Genomic DNA, 20,561 nt, shown 5'->3' on the forward strand with positions numbered 1-20,561 from the left:
CAGGATGACCCATTTATCGCGCATCAGCGCCATCAACTGGAACAAGATTGAAGACGATAAGGATCTGGAGGTCTGGAATCGGCTGACCAGCAACTTCTGGCTGCCGGAGAAGGTGCCGCTGTCCAACGATATCCCCGCCTGGCAAACCCTCACTCCGGCGGAGCAGCAGCTGACGATTCGCGTCTTCACCGGGCTGACGCTGCTCGATACCATCCAGAATACCGTCGGCGCCCCGGCGCTGATGGCCGACGCCCTCACCCCGCATGAGGAAGCGGTGCTGTCGAACGTCAGCTTTATGGAGGCGGTGCACGCCCGCTCCTACAGTTCCATTTTCTCGACGCTCTGCCAGAGCAAAGACGTCGATGCCGCCTATGCCTGGAGCGAACAAAACGCGCCGCTGCAGCGCAAAGCGCAGCTGATACTGGAGTACTATCAGGCAGATGAACCGCTGAAGAAAAAAATCGCCAGCGTCTTTCTCGAATCCTTCCTTTTCTATTCCGGCTTCTGGCTGCCGATGTACTTCTCCAGCCGGGGGAAAATGACCAACACCGCCGATCTGATTCGTCTGATCATCCGCGATGAAGCAGTACACGGTTATTACATTGGCTACAAATTCCAGAAAGGTCTGGAAATAGTCAGCGCCGAGAAGCGCGAAGAGATGAAAAACTTCGCCCTCGACCTGCTGATGGATCTGTATGACAACGAACTGGCCTACACCCGCGAACTGTACGCCGATAGCGGCTGGATTGAAGAGGTCAACGCCTTCCTCTGCTACAACGCCAACAAGGCGCTGATGAACCTCGGCTACGACGCGCTGTTCCCGGCGGAAATGGCCGCCGTCAATCCGGCGATCCTCGCCGCGCTCTCGCCGAATGCCGACGAAAACCACGACTTCTTTTCCGGTTCAGGTTCATCGTATGTGATGGGAAAAGCGGAAGAAACCGTCGACGGCGATTGGGACTTTTAGCCCTACTTTCACCAGGAATATATCAGCATATTTCCTGGTGATTTATTTCACATTATTTGTTTTCGCCTCACTCAATATCTTTCGGTCATCACCGTGTCATATTCAACAGTATGTCCGCGATTTCTGCCTGAATTAAGGCAACATAACTAAAAAATATCAACCACAGGTCATTCAGGCTCAGCCCTTATATCACGGGGGATGAACCGGAATTCTCCCCTGCGCATTTCCCTGGCAGCTCCACATAAAGGGTTGTCACAGATTCTCAGTATGTTAGGGTGTAAAAAAGCAATTATCACCATCGGGTACCGTATCGATATTAATAAATAACAGGAAACACTCTATTGCATGGCAATTAAATTAGAAATCAAGAATCTCTATAAGATATTTGGCGAGCACCCGCAGAGGGCTTTCAAATATATCGATAAAGGACTATCGAAAGAACAAATACTGGAAAAGACGGGGCTATCGCTTGGCGTAAAGAACGCCAGTCTGACCATTGAAGAAGGCGAGATATTCGTCATCATGGGGCTCTCCGGATCGGGGAAATCCACCATGGTTCGCCTTCTCAATCGCCTGATTGAACCCACCCGCGGCCAGGTCCTGATCGACGGCGTCGATATCGCTAAAATCTCTGACGCCGAGCTCCGCGAGGTGCGCAGAAAAAAGATTGCAATGGTTTTTCAATCCTTTGCGCTTATGCCGCATATGACCGTGCTCGACAACGCCGGTTTCGGCATGGAGCTGGCCGGCGTGCCGACTCAGGAACGCCAGGAAAAAGCGCTGGAGGCGCTGCGTCAGGTCGGCCTGGAAAACTATGCTCATGCATACCCGGATGAACTCTCCGGCGGTATGCGCCAGCGCGTTGGTCTCGCCCGCGCGCTGGCGATTAATCCCGATATTCTGTTAATGGATGAAGCCTTCTCGGCGCTCGACCCATTAATTCGTACCGAGATGCAGGATGAGCTAACTAAATTACAGGCCAGACATCAGCGTACCGTGGTCTTTATTTCCCACGATCTTGATGAAGCCATGCGTATTGGCGATCGTATTGCCATTATGCAAAATGGTGAAGTGGTTCAGGTCGGCACGCCGGATGAAATACTCAATAATCCGGCCAATGATTATGTCAGAACCTTCTTCCGCGGCGTCGATATTAGCCAGGTATTCAGCGCCAAAGATATTGCCCGCCGCAGCCCGGTGGGTCTGATTCGTAAAACGCCCGGTTTCGGCCCGCGCTCCGCGCTGAAATTATTGCAGGATGAAGACCGCGAATATGGCTACGTCATTGAACGCGGGAATAAATTTGTTGGCATTGTCTCCATTGATTCTCTCAAAGCCGCGCTGAGCGAAGGCCAGGGAATCGATGCGGCGTTAATCGACTCCCCGCAGGCGGTGGATGCGCAAACGCCGCTCAGCGAACTCCTCTCTCACGTCGGCCATGCACCGTGCGCGGTGCCGGTTGTCGACGAGGGGCACCAGTATATCGGCATCATTTCCAAACGAATGCTGCTGCAGGCTTTAGATCGCGAGGGGGCAAACAATGGCTGATCAATCTAACCCGTGGGACACCGCACCGGCGGCGGATAGCGCAGCGCAATCCGCCGATGCCTGGGGCACCTCTACGCCAGCGCCGACCAACGGCGGCGGCGCCGACTGGCTGAGCAGCGCGCCCGCGCCGCAGCCGGAACACTTCAATATTATGGACCCGTTCCATAACACGCTGATCCCGCTCGACAGCTGGGTCACGCACGGTATCGACTGGGTGGTGATGCATTTCCGTCCGCTATTCCAGGGGATTCGCGTACCGGTGGATTACATCCTGAGCGCCTTCCAGCAGCTGCTGCTGGGTATGCCGGCGCCGGTGGCGATTATTATTTTCTCGCTGATTGCCTGGCAGATTTCCAGCATCGGCATGGGCGCGGCGACGCTGATTTCGCTGATCGCTATCGGTGCTATCGGCGCCTGGTCGCAGGCGATGGTAACCCTGGCGCTGGTGCTGACCGCGCTGCTGTTTTGTATGCTGATCGGCCTGCCGCTTGGGATATGGCTGGCGAGGAGCCCGCGGGCGGCGAAAATCATCCGTCCGCTGCTCGACGCGATGCAGACCACGCCGGCGTTTGTCTACCTGGTGCCCATTGTGATGCTGTTCGGTATCGGCAACGTTCCGGGCGTGGTGGTCACCATTATCTTCGCTCTGCCGCCGATTGTCCGCCTGACCATTCTGGGGATTAACCAGGTGCCGGCGGATCTGATTGAGGCGTCGCGCTCCTTCGGCGCCAGCCCGCGTCAGCTGCTGTTTAAGGTTCAGCTACCGCTGGCCATGCCGACGATTATGGCCGGGGTCAACCAGACGCTGATGCTGGCCCTGTCGATGGTGGTCATCGCCTCGATGATTGCCGTTGGCGGTCTCGGCCAGATGGTACTGCGCGGCATCGGTCGCCTCGATATGGGCCTGGCCACCGTTGGCGGCGTCGGGATTGTTATCCTCGCCATTATTCTTGACCGTCTGACTCAGGCCGTAGGACGGGACTCGCGCAGCCGCGGCAACCGCCGCTGGTATGCAACCGGCCCTCTGGGGCTGATTACTCGCCCTTTCTGTAAATAAGAGCCCATCCCCCCGGCAGCCGGGGGGATAGACTTCCCTTCTGATAAGTAAAAGGAACAACGATGCGACATACAGCGATCCTTGCCACAGCGTTAACCGCCCTCATTTCCACCACCGCCTTCGCGGCGGATCTGCCTGGCAAAGGCATTACCGTTAAGCCAATTCAGAGCACCATTTCGGAAGAAACCTTCCAGACCCTGCTGGTCAGCCGCGCGCTGGAGAAACTCGGTTATAGCGTCGATAAGCCGAGCGAAGTGGATTACAACGTCGGCTATACCTCGCTCGCTTCCGGCGACGCCACCTTTACCGCCGTCAACTGGCAGCCGCTGCACGACGATATGTACGCTGCCGCCGGCGGCGATAAAAAGTTCTACCGCGAAGGCGTGTTTGTGAACGGCGCGGCGCAGGGCTATCTGATTGATAAGAAAACCGCCGAGCAGTACCACATCAAATCTATCGATCAGCTAAAAGATCCGAAAATCGCCAAACTGTTCGACACCAACGGCGACGGCAAAGCCGACCTGACCGGCTGTACGCCTGGCTGGGGCTGTGAAGCGGTGATTAACCATCAGCTTGATGCCTATGGTCTGAATAACACCGTCACCCACAATCAAGGGAACTATGCCGCCATGATGGCCGACACCATTGCCCGTTATAAAGAAGGCAAGCCGGTCATCTACTACACCTGGACGCCTTACTGGGTCAGCGATGTGCTGAAACCGGGTAAAGACGTCGTCTGGCTGCAGGTACCGTTCTCCTCCCTGCCGGGCGTGCAAAAAAATATCGACACGAAGCTCTCTAATGGCGCCAACTACGGCTTCCCGGTCAGCACCATGCATATCGTCGCCAACAAAGCCTGGGCCGAGAAAAACCCAGCGGCGGCGAAGCTGTTTAGCATCATGAAGCTGCCGATTGCCGATATCAACGCCGAGAATGCCATGATGCACGAGGGGCATGGTTCGGAAGCGGATATTCAGGGCCACGTCGACGGCTGGATCAAAGCCCACCAGCAGCAGTTTGACGGCTGGGTAAACGAAGCGCTGGCCGCGCAGAAATAATCTCCCGCTTTTATCGCGTTTCCCCGGAAAGGTTCCTGCCTTTCCGGGCCATCAGAACGTACAGACTCAACCTTCGCTATCATCGCCCCGCCCTTCCCGCTCGATGGTTTTATATGCAAAAAAAGTGCATAACTTTAAGCATCGGCCTGTTAGCGGCTGTTAAGCCGCACGGCTCTCTGCTAAGGTAAATCTACCTGTTTAATCATGTGATTTTCACGTGAGTGATTAATAAGCAATTCCTATGGAAAATCCTGACGCATTGACGCACTCTCCTCCCGCTGACGCGGCCACGCTGGCTGAAGGCCTGAAAGACAGCCTGCCGATCGTCATTAGCTATATTCCCGTGGCCTTCGCCTTCGGCCTCAACGCTACGAAGCTCGGTTTCACTCCCCTGGAAAGCCTGTTCTTCTCCTGCATTATTTACGCGGGCGCCAGCCAGTTCGTGATCGTCGCAATGCTGGCGGCGGGAAGCTCGCTGTGGGTCGCCGCGCTCACCGTCATGGCGATGGACGTTCGTCACGTGCTCTACGGCCCTTCCTTGCGCAGCCGCATCCAGCGCGCGCTGAGCGACAAAAAAACCGCGATCTGGGCGTTCGGCCTGACCGATGAGGTCTTTGCCGCCGCCACCGCTAAACTGGTACGCGACGGTCGACGCTGGAGCGAAAGCTGGATGATCGGTATCGCTTTTCTGTCATGGGCGTCGTGGGTCTTCGGCACGCTGATCGGCGCGTATTCAGGCAGCGGCCTGCTGACCGACTTTCCGACGGTGGAGGCGGCACTGGGCTTTATGCTTCCCGCGCTGTTTATGAGTTTTTTACTGGCTTCTTTCCAGCGCAAGCAGTCGCTTAGCGTGACCGCCGCGCTGGCAGGGGCGCTGGGGGGAATGATTCTGTTTTCCATACCCGCCGCCATCCTGGCCGGGATTGTCTGCGGCTGCCTGACCGCTCTGGTACAGGCCAGCATACAGGGGATGCCCGATGAACAGTGATGTCCTGACGATCGGCGTTGTGGTCGGCTGCGTAAACTATCTGTTTCGCTATCTGCCGTTGCGCCTGCGCGCCGCTAACGCGCGTCCGACGCGTCGCGGTCCGATCGGCGTGCTGCTCGATACCATCGGCATCGCCTCTATTTGCGCGCTGCTGGTGGTCTCCAGCGTGCCGGAAATTCTCCACGATGCCCGCCGCCTGCTGCCTACGTTGGCTGGCTTCGCCGTACTTGGCCTGACCTTCTGGAGAACGCGCAGCATTATTTTGCCTACGCTGTTAAGCGCTCTAACCTACGGTGTTGTCTGGAAAATCGGCCTGTGGCTATAAGCCTAAAGTATCAATTTTTGTCAATAATTCATTTGATTTATTTGTCACAATAGTTATTATATCGACTGTAATTAATGAGGTCATAACCAAAATGGATAGTTCGTTTACTCCCATTGAGCAAATGCTCAAGTTCCGCGCCAGCCGTCACGAAGACTTTCCTTTTCAGGAAATTCTGCTCACCCGCCTTTGCATGCATATGCAGGGAAAGCTGCTGGAAAACCGTAACAAGATGCTGAAAGCGCAAGGGATTAACGAGACATTGTTTATGGCGCTGATCACGCTTGAGTCTCAGGAAAACCACAGCATTCAGCCTTCCGAGCTGAGCTGCGCGCTGGGCTCTTCGCGCACCAACGCCACGCGCATTGCCGACGAGCTGGAAAAACGCGGCTGGATTGAGCGCCGCGAAAGCGATAACGATCGTCGCTGCCTGCATTTACAGCTCACCGAAAAGGGGCATCAGTTCCTGCGCGAAGTGTTACCGCCGCAGCACAACTGTCTGCATCAGCTCTGGTCTTCTTTAAGCACCAGCGAAAAAGATCAGCTCGAGCACATCACCCGTAAGCTGCTTGGTCGCCTCGACCAAATGGAAGAGGATGGCGTGCTTGCGGAGTCTCTGCGCTAAGCGCGGAACCAGCCGCTCAACGCTTTTTCTGGATTGACAAGGAAACGAACAGGCCAGCAGATCTTCTGCTGGCCTTTCTGATAAACAGGTCGGCTCAGCCGATGTGAAATAATAAGATCGTGGAGAATAACATGAGCGCAAATGCGGAGAGCCAAACCCCGCAGCAACCGGGCAGCAAAAAAGGGAAGCGTAAAGGCGCCCTACTGCTGCTGACCTTGCTCTTTATTATTGTTGCCGTGGCATACGGGATTTATTGGTTTTTAGTACTGCGTCACTTCGAAGAGACCGATGACGCGTACGTGGCAGGGAATCAGGTTCAAATTATGGCGCAGGTGTCCGGCAGCGTGACGAAAGTCTGGGCCGACAATACTGACTACGTGCAAAAAGGCGATCCGCTGGTCACCCTCGACCAGACCGATGCCCAGCAGGCGTTTGAAAAAGCGCAAACCCAGCTGGCCGCCAGCGTGCGTCAAACTCGCCAGCAGATGATCAACAGCAAGCAACTGCAGGCCAGCATTGAGGTTAAAAAAACCGCGCTCTCCCAGGCGCAGACCGACCTTAACCGCCGTATTCCGCTGGGGGCCGCCAACCTGATTGGCCGCGAAGAGCTGCAGCACGCCCGCGACACGGTTGCCAGCGCCCAGGCCGAACTGGACGTGGCGATTCAGCAGTACAACGCCAACCAGGCGATCGTGCTGGGCACGAAGCTGGAACAGCAGCCTGCGGTACTGCAGGCGGCCACTGAAGTGCGTAACGCCTGGCTGGCCCTGCAGCGGACGAAAATCGTCAGCCCGATTAGCGGCTACGTTTCGCGTCGCTCCGTACAGCCCGGCGCGCAAATCAGCAGCACCACGCCGCTGATGGCCGTCGTTCCGGCGACCAATCTGTGGATTGACGCCAACTTTAAAGAAACGCAGCTGGCGCATATGCGTATCGGTCAGCCGGCCACCGTGATCAGCGATATTTACGGCGACGATGTGAAATACACCGGTAAAGTGGTCGGACTCGATATGGGTACCGGTAGCGCCTTCTCGCTGCTGCCCGCGCAGAACGCCACCGGCAACTGGATCAAAGTGGTTCAGCGCCTGCCGGTACGTATCGAGCTGGATGAAAAACAGCTGGCAGAGCACCCGCTGCGCATCGGCCTTTCGACCCTCGTTGAGGTGAACACCACCGACCGCGGCGGCGAGATGCTGGCAAGCCAGGTGCGTAGCTCCCCGGTTTACGAAAGTAATGCCCGTGAAATCGGCCTTGAGCCGGTCAATAAGCTGATAAACGACATCATCCAGGCCAACGCCGGATAATTCGGGGTGAGCGTAATGCAACAGCAAAAACCGCTGGAAGGCGCGCAGCTGGTCATTATGACCATTGCGCTGTCGCTCGCGACCTTTATGCAGGTGCTGGACTCCACCATCGCCAACGTGGCCATTCCCACCATCGCCGGTAACCTTGGCTCATCGTTGAGCCAGGGGACCTGGGTTATCACCTCGTTTGGGGTGGCGAACGCTATCTCCATTCCGATTACCGGCTGGCTGGCAAAGCGCGTTGGCGAAGTGAAGCTGTTCCTCTGGTCGACGGTGGCGTTCGCCATCGCCTCCTGGGCCTGCGGCATGTCAAACAGCCTGACGATGCTGATCTTCTTCCGCGTGATTCAAGGGATCGTCGCCGGTCCGCTGATCCCGCTATCGCAAAGTCTGCTGCTCAGCAACTACCCGCCCGCCAAGCGCTCTATCGCGCTGGCGCTGTGGTCAATGACGGTGATCGTCGCGCCGATTTGCGGCCCTATCCTCGGCGGCTATATCAGCGACAACTACCACTGGGGCTGGATCTTCTTTATCAACGTGCCGATTGGCATCGCCGTGGTGGTGATGACGCTACAGACCCTGCGCAATCGCGAAACCCGCACCGAGCAGCGGCGGATTGATGGCGTCGGCCTGGCGCTGCTGATCATCGGTATCGGCAGCCTGCAGGTGATGCTCGACCGGGGTAAAGAGCTGGACTGGTTCGCCTCGAACGAAATCATCATCCTGACCATTGTCGCGGTGGTGGCGATAAGCTTCCTGATCGTCTGGGAGTTAACCGACGACAACCCGATAGTCGACCTATCGCTCTTTAAGTCGCGAAACTTCACCATCGGCTGCCTGTGTATCAGCCTCGCCTATATGCTCTACTTCGGCGCTATCGTGCTGTTGCCGCAGCTACTGCAGGAGGTATACGGCTATACCGCCACCTGGGCCGGTCTGGCTTCGGCGCCGGTCGGGGTGATCCCGGTTATCCTGTCGCCGATTATCGGCCGCTTCGCGCATAAGCTGGATATGCGTCGGCTAGTCACCTTCAGCTTTATTATGTACGCGGTCTGCTTCTACTGGCGTGCGTGGACCTTCGAACCGGGTATGGATTTCGGCGCCTCGGCGTGGCCGCAGTTTATCCAGGGCTTCGCGGTAGCCTGCTTCTTTATGCCGCTGACCACCATTACGCTGTCCGGCCTGCCGCCGGAAAGGCTAGCGGCGGCATCGAGCCTGTCGAACTTCACGCGTACCCTGGCGGGCTCCATCGGCACCTCGATTACCACCACCATGTGGACGAACCGCGAGGCGCTGCACCATGCTCAGCTTACCGAGTCGGTGACGCCGTATAATCCCAACGCCCAGCAGATGTATGACCAACTGCAGGGATTAGGGATGACGCAGCAGCAGGCGTCCGGCTGGATCGCGCAGCAGATAACCAACCAGGGGCTGATTATCTCCGCCAACGAAATTTTCTGGTTCTCGGCGGCGATATTTATCCTTCTGCTCGGGCTGGTATGGTTTGCCAGACCGCCGTTCAGCGCCGGCGGCGGCGGTGGCGGCGCGCACTAAGGTTTGACCTGAAGGGATCTACGGATCCCTTTTTTATGGCCGCCGCGCAGGTTGTCCAGTTTGCGCTAGTTTATGTCCAGTTCGCTGGAGATGCCTCTTCGCCTTGTCATGCACGATAAAGATCCGCTTAGAAGGAGAAAATCATGCTGAGTCAACCTGGTGAAAAATACCGTCCCTATCCGCCTATTGCCCTGCCCGACCGTCGCTGGCCGGAGCGACAAATTACCCGCGCCCCGCGCTGGCTCTCCACCGACCTGCGCGATGGCAACCAGGCGCTGGCCGAGCCGATGGACAGCGCGCGCAAGCTGCAGTTCTGGGACTTACTGTTGGAGTGCGGATTTAAAGAGATCGAAGTCGCCTTTCCCTCGGCCTCGCAAACCGATTTCAACTTTGTGCGTCAATTGATTGAAGAACGGCGTATCCCGCAGGATGTGACGATTCAGGTGCTAACCCAGGCACGGGAAGATTTAATCCTCAGGACCTTCGAATCGCTGCGCGACGCCCGCCGCGCCACCGTCCACCTCTATAATGCCACCGCTCCGCTGTTCCGCGAGCGGGTATTCGGGATGAACAAAGCGCAGATCGTCGAGCTGGCGACCCGAGCCACCCGCCTTATCCGCCAGCAATGCGAACAGCAGCCGCAGACCCGCTGGCAATACGAGTACTCCCCGGAAACTTTTTGTTTTACCGAGCCGGAATTCGCGCTGGAAATTTGCGAAGCGGTGGCGGAAATCTGGCAGCCCTGCGCCGAACGGCCGATGATTATCAACCTGCCCGCGACGGTGGAAGTCAACACGCCTAACGTTTATGCCGATCAAATTGAGTTTTTTTGTCGTCACTTCTCGCGCCGCGCCGATGTGTGCATCAGCGTCCATCCACATAACGACCGGGGAACCGGCGTCGCCAGCGCGGAGCTGGCGGTGATGGCCGGCGCCGACCGCGTCGAAGGCTGCCTGTTCGGCAACGGCGAGCGCACCGGTAACGTCTGTCTGGTGACACTGGCGATGAATCTCTACAGCCAGGGCGTCGATCCCCGACTCAGGTTCACTGAGATGAAGCGGGTGGTCGAGATCGTCGAAAGCTGCAACCAGATCCCGGTTCATCCGCGCCACCCATGGGCGGGAAACCTGGCCTATACCGCCTTTTCCGGCTCGCATCAGGATGCGATCAAAAAAGGGTTCGATGCCCGCCGGCCCGGCGATCGCTGGGAAATGCCCTACCTGCCCATCGACCCGCAGGATATCGGCTGTAGCTACGAGGCGGTGATCCGCGTTAACAGCCAGTCCGGCAAAAGCGGCAGCGCGTGGCTGATTGAGCAGAATCATGGTCTGAAGCTGCCGCGCGCGCTGCAGCAGGATTTTAGCCTGCACGTCCAGCGCGAAACCGATACACATGGTAAAGAGATGACCCACAACGCGCTGTGGCAGCTGTTTCGCGCCCGCTATGGGCTGCTCCCCCAGCCGCCGCTGGCGCTGCTGGATTACCAAAGTGATAGCCAGCAGGACGGTCAGCTTTCTCTGCAGGCCTCCCTGCGTATCGCCGGCGAAACGCGACGTCTGCAGAGCCGCGGCAACGGCCTGCTGTCCGCCGCCGCCAGCGGGCTGAGCGGCCTGTTAAAACAAAACTTCGTGATTAAGGATTATCACGAGCATACCCTCGGCGAACGTAGCGACAGCCGTTCAGTAGCCTATATTCGCTGCGTCTTCCCGAATGGCGACAGCCGCTGGGGGGTGGGAATTGATAACGACGTGGCGCGCGCCTCGCTGCAGGCGCTGTGTAATGCGATGAGCGCAGGTCATTATTCCGGTGAACGGAAGTAGTCGCTGGGGGCAACGCCTGTTACCCGGCGAAACATGGCGCTAAAAGCGCTGTGGCTACCGTAGCCGAGATCCAGCGCCACCCGCAGTACCGACTGCCCCTGCGCCAGGCGAACCAGCGCTTCCATCAGCTTCGCCCGGCGCACCCATTCGCTCCAGGTGAGCGTGGTCTGCTGCTGAAAATGACGATTCAGCGTGCGCTCGCTCATGCTGCTCTCTTTCGCCGCCTCGGCGCTGCTCCACGAGTCGCCGGGCGCTTCTCTTACCTTCTGGCATAAACGGCGCAGGACTTCGCTTTGCGGCTCCGGCAGGCCAAACGGCAGCACCGCCATACCGCGAATTTCATCAAGGATCAGTTCGTAGATGCGTTCATCGCGGCTGCCCGGCGCGTAGGATTCCGCCAGCGTCAGCGACGCGACAATCAGTTCACGCAGCAGCGGAGTCACCTGCACTATCTGGCAGGCAGAGGGAAGATCAGCGCGCGCGAGAGGATCGATAAACAGGGTTCGCGCAGCCGCAGCGCCGGTAACCCGCAGGGTATGTGGGGTACCGGCGGGCAGCCAGACGCCTCGCCCCGGCGGCACAACCCAGTAGCCATGCTCGGTTTCTACCCGCACCACGCCGCTGAGAATATGCAGCAGCTGGGCGCAATCGTGCTGATGCCAGGGTTCGCTATCGCCATGGGTGTAATCATGGGCAAAAGGCACCAGCGAACGGTGTTGAAAATTGAAGGTTAAGGTCGTCGACATCGCCGCGGCGTCAGGGAATAGCGGCCCGACGGAGTTCGCCGGGCCGTAGCAGAAGCACTAGATGTGCAGTTCTTGCAGTTTTTCTTTCGGCAGCGCCAGCTCATCGTTGCTGTTGACGCGGACATCGCGCTCGATGATATGGCGAGCGATTTCCTGAGCTTCTTCCAGCGAGTGCATGGTGTAGGTTCCGCACTGGTAAACGTTCAGCTCCGGGATCTGGTTCTGATCTTTCACCTTCAGCACGTCGGCCATCGCCGCTTTCCAGGCATCCGCGACGCGCTGCTCGTCCGGCGTACCGATCAGGCTCATATAGAACCCGGTGCGGCAGCCCATCGGAGAGATGTCGATAATTTCCACACCATTACCGTTCAGGTGATCGCGCATGAAGCCGGCAAACAGGTGCTCAAGGGTATGAATGCCTCTTTCCGGCATCACTTCCTGGTTTGGCACGCAGAATCGCAGATCGAAAACGGTGATTTCATCGCCGTGAGGCGTGTTCATTTTCTTCGCGACACGCACCGCAGGCGCTTCCATTCGGGTATGGTCGACTGTGAAACTATCTAACAACGGCATTCTTCACCTCCGATAGTGATTTTTTTAAAAATAAAATGAACTCTTTTTGAGGCAGCGAGTCTGAGTATATGAAAGACGCGCATTTATTATCATCATCATCCCTGAATCAGAGATGAAAGTTTGGCCACAGTGATGTGGCCGTTTTCTTTTTTACGGCGCGTAAAGCTACGCGTGCCTTGCCAGCAGCGCTTCAAACGGCTCGCTATCCGCCGCTTCCACCTTCTTCTGTCGCTGTAGCGATGCCTCACGCTCGGCAACAAAATCCGCCTCGCTTAAAATTTCCAGCGGCTCTTCGCGTAGCATCGTCCGATAGCGATCGGCCAGCTCTCTGCCGGTGCCGCCAATCCCCTCTTCAAGCATAGAACGCAGAATGCGCGCCGAGAAGGTTAATTCCGGGTTGTCGAAGCAGGCGACCAGCTCATCGCAGGCCTGCTGATAGGCCTGGCATCCGTGGATGCTATCCAGGGTCTGCGCCACACGGCGTAAATCGCGGAACAGATCTTTGCCGACTTGGGCCAGCGGGAACTGCGCGGTTTCGCAGCCAATCCCCAGCGTCAGGCCCGGCTTACGGCCTTCCAGAATCACCCGATTCCAGTTGGTGCGCGTGCACAGCAGCTCGTCGCTGCTCATCTCCGGCGCATCAGCCAGCACGCACCAGACCATAAACAGATCGAGGAAACGCACCTGCTGCTCGTCAACGCCAATCGGCGAGAACGGGTTGATATCCAGGGAGCGAACCTCAATGTACTCAATACCGCCGCGCAGCAGCGCGTCGGAAGGCGTTTCGCCGCTGCGGGTCACGCGTTTCGGGCGAATCGGCGCGTACAGCTCGTTTTCAATCTGCAGCACGTTGCTGTTGATTTGCAGACGCTTACCGTCTTTCTCCAGCCCGATATTTTCATACTCTTCGGAAGGCGTTTTAATCGCCCGCTTCAATCCTGCCACATACTCGTAGAGATCGTTAAACGTAATTCCGAGATTACTTTGCGATTTATTGGTATAGCCCAGATCGCTCAGACGCAACGAGGTCGCATACGGCAGGTAGTACATGCCGTTGCCGGCTTTCTCAAACGGCAGCGACGTCGGTTTGCCCTGCAGGAACGACGAGCAGATCGCCGGGGAAGCGCCAAACAGGTACGGAATCACCCAACCAAAACGGTAGTAGTTGCGAATGGAGCGGAAATAGCCCGCTGAAATCGCTTCTTTACCGCTTTCCGCATCCTCAACGCCGCACTTAGCCTGCCAGAAAGCCATCGGCAGCGAGAAGTTATAGTGCACGCCGGAGATGGTTTGCATCAGCGCGCCATAGCGATTTTTCAGCCCTTCACGATACAGCGTTTTCAGGCGACCGATATTAGAGGTGCCGTACTGCGCCAGTTCAATATCCTGGCCGGGCGCGATATAGCAAGGCATACTCAGCGGCCACATGCGCTCGTCGCCAATATGACGTGCGGTATAGCGATGAACATCGCGCATAAAGGTGAGCATATGCTGGATATCGCCATCAACCGGCGTAATAAATTCCAGCAAAGCTTCGGCAAAATCGGTGGTAATCCACTTATGAGTCAGCGCTGAACCCAGTGCCTGCGGATGACCGGTAGTGGCCAGCGTGCCGTCAGCGTTGACGCGCAGCGTTTCGCGTTCAAGACCACGTTGAATACCCTGCAGCGCCTGCGGATTTTTTTCCAGCCAGGCCAGCGCCTGTGATACGTCCGGGATCAATTTGACCTCCCGCCTGTCGAAATCGTTTGAATTAGCATAATTGTAATGGTTGAACAATCAGTCCAATTAGTGCCACCACGTCATGCCCTGAAGCGTTATCGCCGCAACGACGATATAGCGTATTGCTTTGCCAAGGCATAAAAAAAAGAGCACTGGTCCCCAGGAAATGCGCATCCATCCCGCCAGTAAACACAGCAAATCGCCTATAACAGGCGCCCAGCTTAATAATAGCGCGGCCGCGCCGTAGCGCCTCAGCCAGCCGGACGCCTTCTCTTGCCAGCGCGATGTTTTGCGCAGCGGAAACAGGCGCCCCAGAATAACGTTAGTTACCCCTCCAAGGCTATTACCGATTATTGCTATTAAAACCAGTAACCACGGCTGACTCACCCTCGCCAGCAGCATAGCAATTAACACCACTTCCGAATTGCCGGGAAGCAGCGTGGCGCTCAAAAAGCTGCTGGCAAACAGCGATATCAGCGACAGCGAGTCGCTCACAGCAATCGCACGTCCACGGCATCCATTCCGGCGCGCTTTGCCGCCTGCAGACCGAAGTCCGCATCTTCAAAGACCACGCATTTCTCCGCCGCAACGCCCATGCGTTCAGCGCAGAGTAAGAAAGTATCAGGCGCGGGTTTATGGTTGGCGACATGATCGGCGGCAACCACCGCCGAGAAGTAGTGGCGCAGGCCCAGATGGGCCAGCAGCGCTTCAGCAACGGCGCTCTCGCTGCCGGTACCGACCGACATCGGACGACGACCGTGCCACTCTTTGACCACCTCAATCAGCGGTAAAGGGCGGACGCTATCAAGCAGCATCGCTTTCACGGCGTCCGTTTTTTCCTGCGCCAGAGAGTGAGGATCTAAATCAGCCTGATTTAATTCGATAATGGCCTGAGCGATCCGCCAGGTTGGAGAACCGTTAAGCGCGACCATAGCCTGCATATCAAAACGCATACCGTAACGTCCCAGAACCTCGTTCCATGCCTTACGATGCGTAGGCTCGGTATCGAGGATCGTGCCATCCATATCAAAAATCAGTCCTGCGTAACGTTCGTACATCGTCTTCTCACCAACCTGTTAAGGAGGAGTTACTGTAACGCAAAAGGTCTGCTTTGTCGCTGCCAGCGGTAGATACAACAAGGGCGCTCGATGGCGCCCTTGTTGATACAGATGCAGTGTGGTGCGTTTATTTGATTCTTAAATCGTTCTCAACCATACGAACGCCCTGCACTTTTCGCGTCACTTCTACCGCTCGTTTAGCGCTATCGGCGGATGAGACAAAGCCGCTGAGCTGTACACGACCTTTAAAAGTCTGGACGCTAATTTCCGAAGACTTAATCTCTTTGTCATTGAAGAGCGCGGTTTTGACTTTGGTGGTCACGACGGTATCGTCAATATACCCTCCGGTACTTTCCTTTGTGGACGAACCTGCGCAGCCCGCCAGCGATACGGCGACCAGAAGCGTCGCGCAAAACGCAGATATTGCCTTGAACCATTTCATGGATTTCTCTCCTTGCACTTATCCCACCCAGTATCAGGTCGGTTAACAGGAATAAATTATAGTGGAAATAGGGAGTTGCCAATGAAAAAAGTGCTGAAGGGCGAGGTGTATTATTGCGCTTAAGAGGTTTTGAGACAAAGAGAGTGGCTGGAGCTTATTTCGCAGACCATGAAACAACAGCGTGACTGCTATCTCGGAGAAGATGGTGCATCCGGGAGGATGACTCACTCGGTTCGCCCTTCGGGCCGTTGCTGAAGCAACGTTATCCTCCCTGGTGCTGGCGATTATCTCGCAGACCATGAAACAACAGCGTGGCTGCTATCTCGGAGAAGATGGTGCATCCGGGAGGATGACTCACTCGGTTCGCCCTTCGGGCCGTTGCTGAAGCAACGTTATCCTCCCTGGTGCTGGCGATTATCTCGCAGACCGTGAAACAACAGCGTGGCTGCTATCTCGGAGAAGATGGTGCATCCGGGAGGATTCGAACCTCCGACCGCTCGGTTCGTAGCCGAGTACTCTATCCAGCTGAGCTACGGATGCATCGGGAAACTTGCTTTACTACCGATATTGATACCGCTGCTGAAGCAACGTTATCCTCCCTGGTGCCGGCGATTATCTCGCAGACCATGAAACAACAGCGTGGCTGCTATCTCGGAGAATATGGTGCATCCGGGAGGATTCGAACCTCCGACCGCTCGGTTCGTAGCCGAGTACTCTATCCAGCTGAGCTACGGATGCATTGGGAAACTAACTTTACTGCCGATATTGATACCGCTACTAAAGACGTATCAAGTAAGAGATGGTGCATCCGGGAGGATGACTCACTCGGTTCGCCCTTCGGGCCGTTGCTGAAGCAACGTTATCCTCCCTGGTGCTGGCGATTATCTCGCAGACCGTGAAACAACAGCGTGGCTGCTATCTCGGAGAATATGGTGCATCCGGGAGGATTCGAACCTCCGACCGCTCGGTTCGTAGCCGAGTACTCTATCCAGCTGAGCTACGGATGCATCGGGAAACTTACTTTACTGCAGATTTTGATACCGCTGCTAAAGCCGTATCAAGTAAGATGGTGCATCCGGGAGGATGACTCGCCTTGCGGCTCGCCCTTCGGGCCGTTGCTAAAGCAACGTTATCCTCTCTGGTGCTTGCGGCTAATACCGCCACCTCATCCACACCTTCGTTGCTGAAGGTATGGAGAATATGGTGCATCCGGGAGGATTCGAACCTCCGACCGCTCGGTTCGTAGCCGAGTACTCTATCCAGCTGAGCTACGGATGCAAAATGGCGGTGAGGCGGGGATTCGAACCCCGGATGCAGCTTTTGACCGCATACTCCCTTAGCAGGGGAGCGCCTTCAGCCTCTCGGCCACCTCACCACACGCCTCTTACGAGTGCTTCGAAGAACTTGTTTCTGCTCTTCGTCGCTGCGATGGCGCACATATTACTTTCTGGTACTTATAAGTCAAACCTTTTTTCGAGACCTTTTTTTCGTTTGCACACTTCCCGCGCAATTAGCCTGTGAAAACGGCAAAAAGAGTATTTTATCAACAAGAAATTGGCGATTACGCCGCGGCTAACGCAAAAGATAACTGTCGCGGACGCTGAGAAAGAGACAAAAAAGAGAAGCTATCGGAGAGGAAAAGTGGCACAAATGGGGGATAGAAGGAGGCGCCTCACCGAACAGCGAGGCGCGAAAACCTTAGTAACTGGACTGCTGGGATTTTTCAGCCTGGATACGCTGGTAGATCTCTTCACGATGCACGGAGACTTCTTTAGGGGCATTAACGCCAATACGTACCTGGTTACCCTTCACCCCTAAAACTGTCACAGTGACCTCATCTCCAATCATGAGGGTCTCACCAACTCGACGAGTCAGAATCAGCATTCTTTGCTCCTTGAAAGATTAAAAGAGTCGGGTCTCTCGTATCCCGGCATTATCCATCATATAACGCCAAAAAGTAAGCGATGACAAACACCCTACGGTGTAAGCAGTCACGGCATCACATTCTGTTAAACCTAAGTTTAGCCGATATACACAACTTCAACCCGACTTTATCGTTATCAGTGCTTCTCGCGCAAGATGCTGTAATCCGAGAATCACAGCATCTATGCAATTATAGTTATTACAGTTTTGCGCTTACCCAGCCTTTCACACTGGCCAACGCAGCAGGGAGAGCAGACGCATCGGTACCGCCGGCTTGCGCCATATCCGGACGACCGCCCCCTTTACCGCCCACCTGCTGGGCGACCATACCTATCAGTTCCCCTGCTTTCACGCGGTCTGTCACATCCTTAGACACACCAGCAATCAGAGAAACCTTACCTTCTGCGACCGTGGCCAACACGACAATCGTTGAACCCAGTTGATTTTTCAGATCGTCAACCATAGTACGCAGCATTTTCGGCTCAACGCCGGCCAGCTCGCTGACCAGCAGCTTAACGCCGTTAATCTCTTCCGCTTTGCTGGAGAGATTTGCGCTCTCCTGCACAGCAGCCTGCTCTTTCAGCTGCTGCAGCTCTTTTTCCAGCTGACGGCTGCGTTCTAACGCGGCGCGGACTTTGTCGCCGAGGCTGTGGGTATCCCCTTTCAGCAGCTGCGCGATATCGCCCAGCAGATCGCTCTGCGCATGCAGCATCGCCATCGCGCCTTCGCCGGTGACCGCTTCGATACGGCGCACGCCCGCGGCGGTGCCGGATTCAGAGGTAATGCGGAACAGGCCGATATCACCGGTGCGCGAGGCGTGAGTACCGCCGCACAGCTCGGTGGAGAAATCGCCCATGCTCAGTACGCGAACGCGATCGTCATACTTCTCGCCAAACAGCGCCATCGCGCCGGATTCACGCGCAGCGTCAATATCCATGATATTGGTTTCGATCGGCAGGTTGCGACGAATTTGCGCGTTCACCAGAACTTCTACCGCGCGGATCTCCTCCGGCTTCATCGCTTCAAAATGCGAGAAGTCAAAGCGCAGCGCTTTGTCGTTAACCAGAGACCCCTTCTGCGCAACGTGCGTACCAAGTACCTGGCGCAGCGCCGCGTGCATCAGGTGCGTCGCGGAGTGGTTGAGGCGGATACGCTGACGACGAGCCTCATCAACATCGGCCTGCACGGCGTCGCCGACTTTCAGCGAGCCGCTGGTGACTTTACCGATATGACCAATGGCCTGACCGTATTTCTGCGCGTCATTGACGTGGAAGGAGAAACCGGCGCCTTTAAGTTCGCCTTTGTCGCCCACCTGGCCGCCAGATTCCGCGTAGAACGGCGTCTGATCCAGAATGACCACCGCTTCCTGGCCCGCATTAACCGCATCAACCGCTTTGCCATCGATAAACAGCGCGGTGACTTTGCCGTTCAGTTCCAGGCTGTCATAGCCTTTAAACTCAGAGGCGCCGTCAACGCGGATCATCGCATTGTAGTCCGCGCCAAAGCCGCTGGATTCGCGCGCGCGGCGGCGCTGCTCTTCCATTGCCGCTTCAAAGCCCGCTTCATCAACTTTGATGTTGCGCTCGCGGCAAACGTCCGCGGTCAGGTCAACCGGGAAGCCGTAGGTATCGTACAGGCGGAAAGCGGTTTCACCGTCCAGCGTGTCGCCCTGCAGTTTAGCCAGCTCTTCATCCAGCAGCGCCAGTCCGCGCTCCAGAGTACGGGCGAACTGCTCCTCTTCGGTTTTCAGCACCTGCTCAACCTGAGCCTGCTGCTGTTTCAACTCATCACCGGCAGAACCCATTACGTCAATCAGTGGGGCAACCAGTTTCCAGAAGAAGGTCTCCTTCGCGCCCAGCATATTACCATGGCGAATTGCGCGACGAATGATGCGGCGCAGCACGTAGCCGCGGTTTTCATTCGACGGAATAACGCCATCGGCAATCAGGAACGCGCAGGAACGAATATGGTCGGCGATAACGCGCAGCGACTTGTTAGACAGATCCGTGGCGCCGGTAACCTTCGCCACGTTCTTAATCAGATCGCGGAACAGATCGATATCGTAGTTGGAGTTCACGTGCTGCAGAACGGCGGCAATACGCTCGAGGCCCATACCGGTATCCACGGACGGCTTCGGCAGCGGTTCCATAGTCCCGTCAGCCTGACGGTTGAACTGCATAAAGACGATGTTCCAGATCTCAATATAGCGGTCGCCGTCTTCTTCCGGTGTTCCCGGAGGGCCGCCCCAGATATGGTCGCCATGGTCGAAGAAGATTTCGGTACAGGGGCCGCACGGCCCGGTGTCACCCATCTGCCAGAAGTTATCGGAAGCAAACGGCGCGCCTTTGTTGTCGCCGATGCGGATAATACGCTCGCGCGGTACGCCAACGTCATTTGCCCAGATGTCGAACGCTTCGTCGTCGGTTTCGTAAACGGTCACCCACAGTTTTTCTTTCGGCAGGGCGAACCAGCTTTCACCGGTCAGCAGTTCCCATGCGTATTTGATGGCGTCCTGTTTGAAGTAATCGCCGAAGCTAAAGTTGCCCAGCATTTCAAAGAAGGTGTGGTGACGCGCGGTGTAGCCGACGTTTTCCAGATCGTTGTGTTTACCACCCGCACGAACGCAACGCTGCGCGGTGGTCGCGCGCGAATAATTACGTTTGTCGAGACCAAGGAAGACATCCTTGAACTGGTTCATCCCGGCGTTGGTAAACAGCAGGGTCGGGTCGTTATGCGGCACCAGGGAGCTGCTCGCAACTACCTGATGTCCTTTACTATGGAAAAAGTCGAGAAACGCCTGACGGATCTCAGCGGTGCTCTTGCTCATAATTATCCTGAAATCAAGCTAACGAAA

At 56.4% G+C, this 20,561-nt stretch carries 18 protein-coding genes and 5 tRNA genes; 10 read left to right on the forward strand and 13 right to left on the reverse strand.

Annotated features, from left to right (window positions below):
- Positions 1–4: 4 nt before the first annotated feature.
- The 10 genes from nrdF to leuA all read left to right on the forward strand — a co-directional run bounded on the left by nrdF (position 5) and on the right by leuA (position 11,243).
- A complete protein-coding gene (gene nrdF / locus IYV58_RS21220) occupies positions 5–967 on the forward strand; it encodes a class 1b ribonucleoside-diphosphate reductase subunit beta (protein WP_004123962.1) in 963 nt (320 codons plus the stop codon).
- A gap of 345 nt (positions 968–1,312) precedes the next feature.
- Complete coding sequence (gene proV / locus IYV58_RS21225; RefSeq protein WP_004123964.1) at positions 1,313–2,515, forward strand: glycine betaine/L-proline ABC transporter ATP-binding protein ProV; 1,203 nt, start codon at positions 1,313–1,315, stop codon at positions 2,513–2,515.
- Positions 2,508–3,572, forward strand: coding sequence for a glycine betaine/L-proline ABC transporter permease ProW (gene proW, locus IYV58_RS21230; RefSeq protein WP_004123967.1), 1,065 nt, complete (start codon positions 2,508–2,510; stop codon positions 3,570–3,572). The genes proV and proW overlap by 8 nt, the downstream gene beginning before the upstream one ends.
- 62 nt (positions 3,573–3,634) lie before the next feature.
- Entirely contained in the window at positions 3,635–4,630 is a 996-nt protein-coding gene (proX, locus tag IYV58_RS21235; RefSeq protein WP_004123976.1) for a glycine betaine/L-proline ABC transporter substrate-binding protein ProX, read from the forward strand.
- Positions 4,631–4,871: 241 nt separating this feature from the next.
- Positions 4,872–5,618: an AzlC family ABC transporter permease gene (locus IYV58_RS21240; protein WP_004123979.1), complete on the forward strand. Its 747-nt coding sequence runs from the start codon at positions 4,872–4,874 to the stop codon at positions 5,616–5,618.
- Positions 5,608–5,943 carry an L-valine transporter subunit YgaH gene (gene ygaH, locus IYV58_RS21245; RefSeq protein WP_004123982.1) on the forward strand — a complete coding sequence of 112 codons (336 nt, stop codon included), beginning with the start codon at positions 5,608–5,610 and terminating at the stop codon, positions 5,941–5,943. The genes IYV58_RS21240 and ygaH overlap by 11 nt, the downstream gene beginning before the upstream one ends.
- 91 nt (positions 5,944–6,034) lie before the next feature.
- Entirely contained in the window at positions 6,035–6,565 is a 531-nt protein-coding gene (mprA, locus tag IYV58_RS21250) for a transcriptional repressor MprA (protein WP_004104785.1), read from the forward strand.
- Between the two features lie 131 nt (positions 6,566–6,696).
- Positions 6,697–7,869 carry a multidrug efflux MFS transporter periplasmic adaptor subunit EmrA gene (emrA, locus tag IYV58_RS21255; protein WP_004123983.1) on the forward strand — a complete coding sequence of 391 codons (1,173 nt, stop codon included), beginning with the start codon at positions 6,697–6,699 and terminating at the stop codon, positions 7,867–7,869.
- 15 nt (positions 7,870–7,884) lie between these two features.
- On the forward strand, positions 7,885–9,423 hold the full coding sequence (emrB, locus tag IYV58_RS21260) for a multidrug efflux MFS transporter permease subunit EmrB (RefSeq protein WP_004123984.1): 1,539 nt from the start codon (positions 7,885–7,887) through the stop codon (positions 9,421–9,423).
- 143 nt (positions 9,424–9,566) lie between these two features.
- Complete coding sequence (leuA, locus tag IYV58_RS21265; protein WP_195729244.1) at positions 9,567–11,243, forward strand: 2-isopropylmalate synthase; 1,677 nt, start codon at positions 9,567–9,569, stop codon at positions 11,241–11,243.
- Here the strand turns inward: leuA and IYV58_RS21270 are convergent.
- The 13 genes from IYV58_RS21270 to alaS form a co-directional block, all read right to left on the reverse strand.
- A complete protein-coding gene (locus IYV58_RS21270; protein ID WP_004123986.1) occupies positions 11,222–11,989 on the reverse strand; it encodes an AraC family transcriptional regulator in 768 nt (255 codons plus the stop codon). The genes leuA and IYV58_RS21270 overlap by 22 nt on opposite strands.
- Before the next feature lie 57 nt (positions 11,990–12,046).
- The gene (luxS, locus tag IYV58_RS21275) at positions 12,047–12,562 is read right to left on the reverse strand and encodes an S-ribosylhomocysteine lyase (RefSeq protein WP_004104795.1); all 516 of its coding nucleotides are present in this window, start codon (positions 12,560–12,562) and stop codon (positions 12,047–12,049) included.
- Positions 12,563–12,727: 165 nt separating this feature from the next.
- Positions 12,728–14,284 (reverse strand): glutamate--cysteine ligase, encoded by a 1,557-nt coding sequence (gene gshA / locus IYV58_RS21280; protein ID WP_004123989.1) that lies wholly within the window; start codon positions 14,282–14,284, stop codon positions 12,728–12,730.
- Positions 14,285–14,350: 66 nt separating this feature from the next.
- The gene (locus IYV58_RS21285; protein WP_195729245.1) at positions 14,351–14,779 is read right to left on the reverse strand and encodes a YqaA family protein; all 429 of its coding nucleotides are present in this window, start codon (positions 14,777–14,779) and stop codon (positions 14,351–14,353) included.
- The gene (gene yqaB, locus IYV58_RS21290; protein ID WP_004123996.1) at positions 14,776–15,342 is read right to left on the reverse strand and encodes a fructose-1-phosphate/6-phosphogluconate phosphatase; all 567 of its coding nucleotides are present in this window, start codon (positions 15,340–15,342) and stop codon (positions 14,776–14,778) included. Before yqaB ends, IYV58_RS21285 begins: the two co-directional genes overlap by 4 nt.
- Positions 15,343–15,469: 127 nt before the next feature.
- Entirely contained in the window at positions 15,470–15,784 is a 315-nt protein-coding gene (locus tag IYV58_RS21295) for a BON domain-containing protein (protein WP_004123998.1), read from the reverse strand.
- Between the two features lie 463 nt (positions 15,785–16,247).
- Positions 16,248–16,324: transfer RNA gene (locus IYV58_RS21300), tRNA-Arg, on the reverse strand.
- A 121-nt stretch (positions 16,325–16,445) separates the two neighbouring features.
- A tRNA-Arg gene (locus tag IYV58_RS21305) sits at positions 16,446–16,522 on the reverse strand.
- A 192-nt stretch (positions 16,523–16,714) separates the two neighbouring features.
- Positions 16,715–16,791, reverse strand: a tRNA-Arg gene (locus tag IYV58_RS21310).
- A 194-nt stretch (positions 16,792–16,985) separates the two neighbouring features.
- Positions 16,986–17,062, reverse strand: a tRNA-Arg gene (locus tag IYV58_RS21315).
- Between the two features lie 4 nt (positions 17,063–17,066).
- A tRNA-Ser gene (locus IYV58_RS21320) sits at positions 17,067–17,159 on the reverse strand.
- 323 nt (positions 17,160–17,482) lie between these two features.
- Positions 17,483–17,668 (reverse strand): carbon storage regulator CsrA, encoded by a 186-nt coding sequence (csrA, locus tag IYV58_RS21325; RefSeq protein WP_000906486.1) that lies wholly within the window; start codon positions 17,666–17,668, stop codon positions 17,483–17,485.
- A gap of 238 nt (positions 17,669–17,906) precedes the next feature.
- A complete protein-coding gene (gene alaS / locus IYV58_RS21330) occupies positions 17,907–20,534 on the reverse strand; it encodes an alanine--tRNA ligase (protein WP_195729246.1) in 2,628 nt (875 codons plus the stop codon).
- Positions 20,535–20,561: the final 27 nt, after the last annotated feature.

The organism is Klebsiella sp. BDA134-6 (assembly GCF_015601345.1).
Classification (GTDB): Bacteria; Pseudomonadota; Gammaproteobacteria; order Enterobacterales; family Enterobacteriaceae; genus Klebsiella; species Klebsiella grimontii.

Excerpts from the sequence above, each read along its gene's own strand:
- nrdF (WP_004123962.1), top strand. The coding sequence starts at position 5 with ATGACCCATTTATCGCGCATCAGCGCCATCAACTGGAACAAGATTGAA.
- proV (WP_004123964.1), top strand. The coding sequence starts at position 1,313 with ATGGCAATTAAATTAGAAATCAAGAATCTCTATAAGATATTTGGCGAG.
- proW (WP_004123967.1), top strand. The coding sequence starts at position 2,508 with ATGGCTGATCAATCTAACCCGTGGGACACCGCACCGGCGGCGGATAGC.
- proX (WP_004123976.1), top strand. The coding sequence starts at position 3,635 with ATGCGACATACAGCGATCCTTGCCACAGCGTTAACCGCCCTCATTTCC.
- IYV58_RS21240 (WP_004123979.1), top strand. The coding sequence starts at position 4,872 with ATGGAAAATCCTGACGCATTGACGCACTCTCCTCCCGCTGACGCGGCC.
- ygaH (WP_004123982.1), top strand. The coding sequence starts at position 5,608 with ATGAACAGTGATGTCCTGACGATCGGCGTTGTGGTCGGCTGCGTAAAC.
- mprA (WP_004104785.1), top strand. The coding sequence starts at position 6,035 with ATGGATAGTTCGTTTACTCCCATTGAGCAAATGCTCAAGTTCCGCGCC.
- emrA (WP_004123983.1), top strand. The coding sequence starts at position 6,697 with ATGAGCGCAAATGCGGAGAGCCAAACCCCGCAGCAACCGGGCAGCAAA.
- emrB (WP_004123984.1), top strand. The coding sequence starts at position 7,885 with ATGCAACAGCAAAAACCGCTGGAAGGCGCGCAGCTGGTCATTATGACC.
- leuA (WP_195729244.1), top strand. The coding sequence starts at position 9,567 with ATGCTGAGTCAACCTGGTGAAAAATACCGTCCCTATCCGCCTATTGCC.
- IYV58_RS21270 (WP_004123986.1), bottom strand. The coding sequence starts at position 11,989 with ATGTCGACGACCTTAACCTTCAATTTTCAACACCGTTCGCTGGTGCCT.
- luxS (WP_004104795.1), bottom strand. The coding sequence starts at position 12,562 with ATGCCGTTGTTAGATAGTTTCACAGTCGACCATACCCGAATGGAAGCG.
- yqaB (WP_004123996.1), bottom strand. The coding sequence starts at position 15,342 with ATGTACGAACGTTACGCAGGACTGATTTTTGATATGGATGGCACGATC.
- IYV58_RS21295 (WP_004123998.1), bottom strand. The coding sequence starts at position 15,784 with ATGAAATGGTTCAAGGCAATATCTGCGTTTTGCGCGACGCTTCTGGTC.
- csrA (WP_000906486.1), bottom strand. The coding sequence starts at position 17,668 with ATGCTGATTCTGACTCGTCGAGTTGGTGAGACCCTCATGATTGGAGAT.
- alaS (WP_195729246.1), bottom strand. The coding sequence starts at position 20,534 with ATGAGCAAGAGCACCGCTGAGATCCGTCAGGCGTTTCTCGACTTTTTC.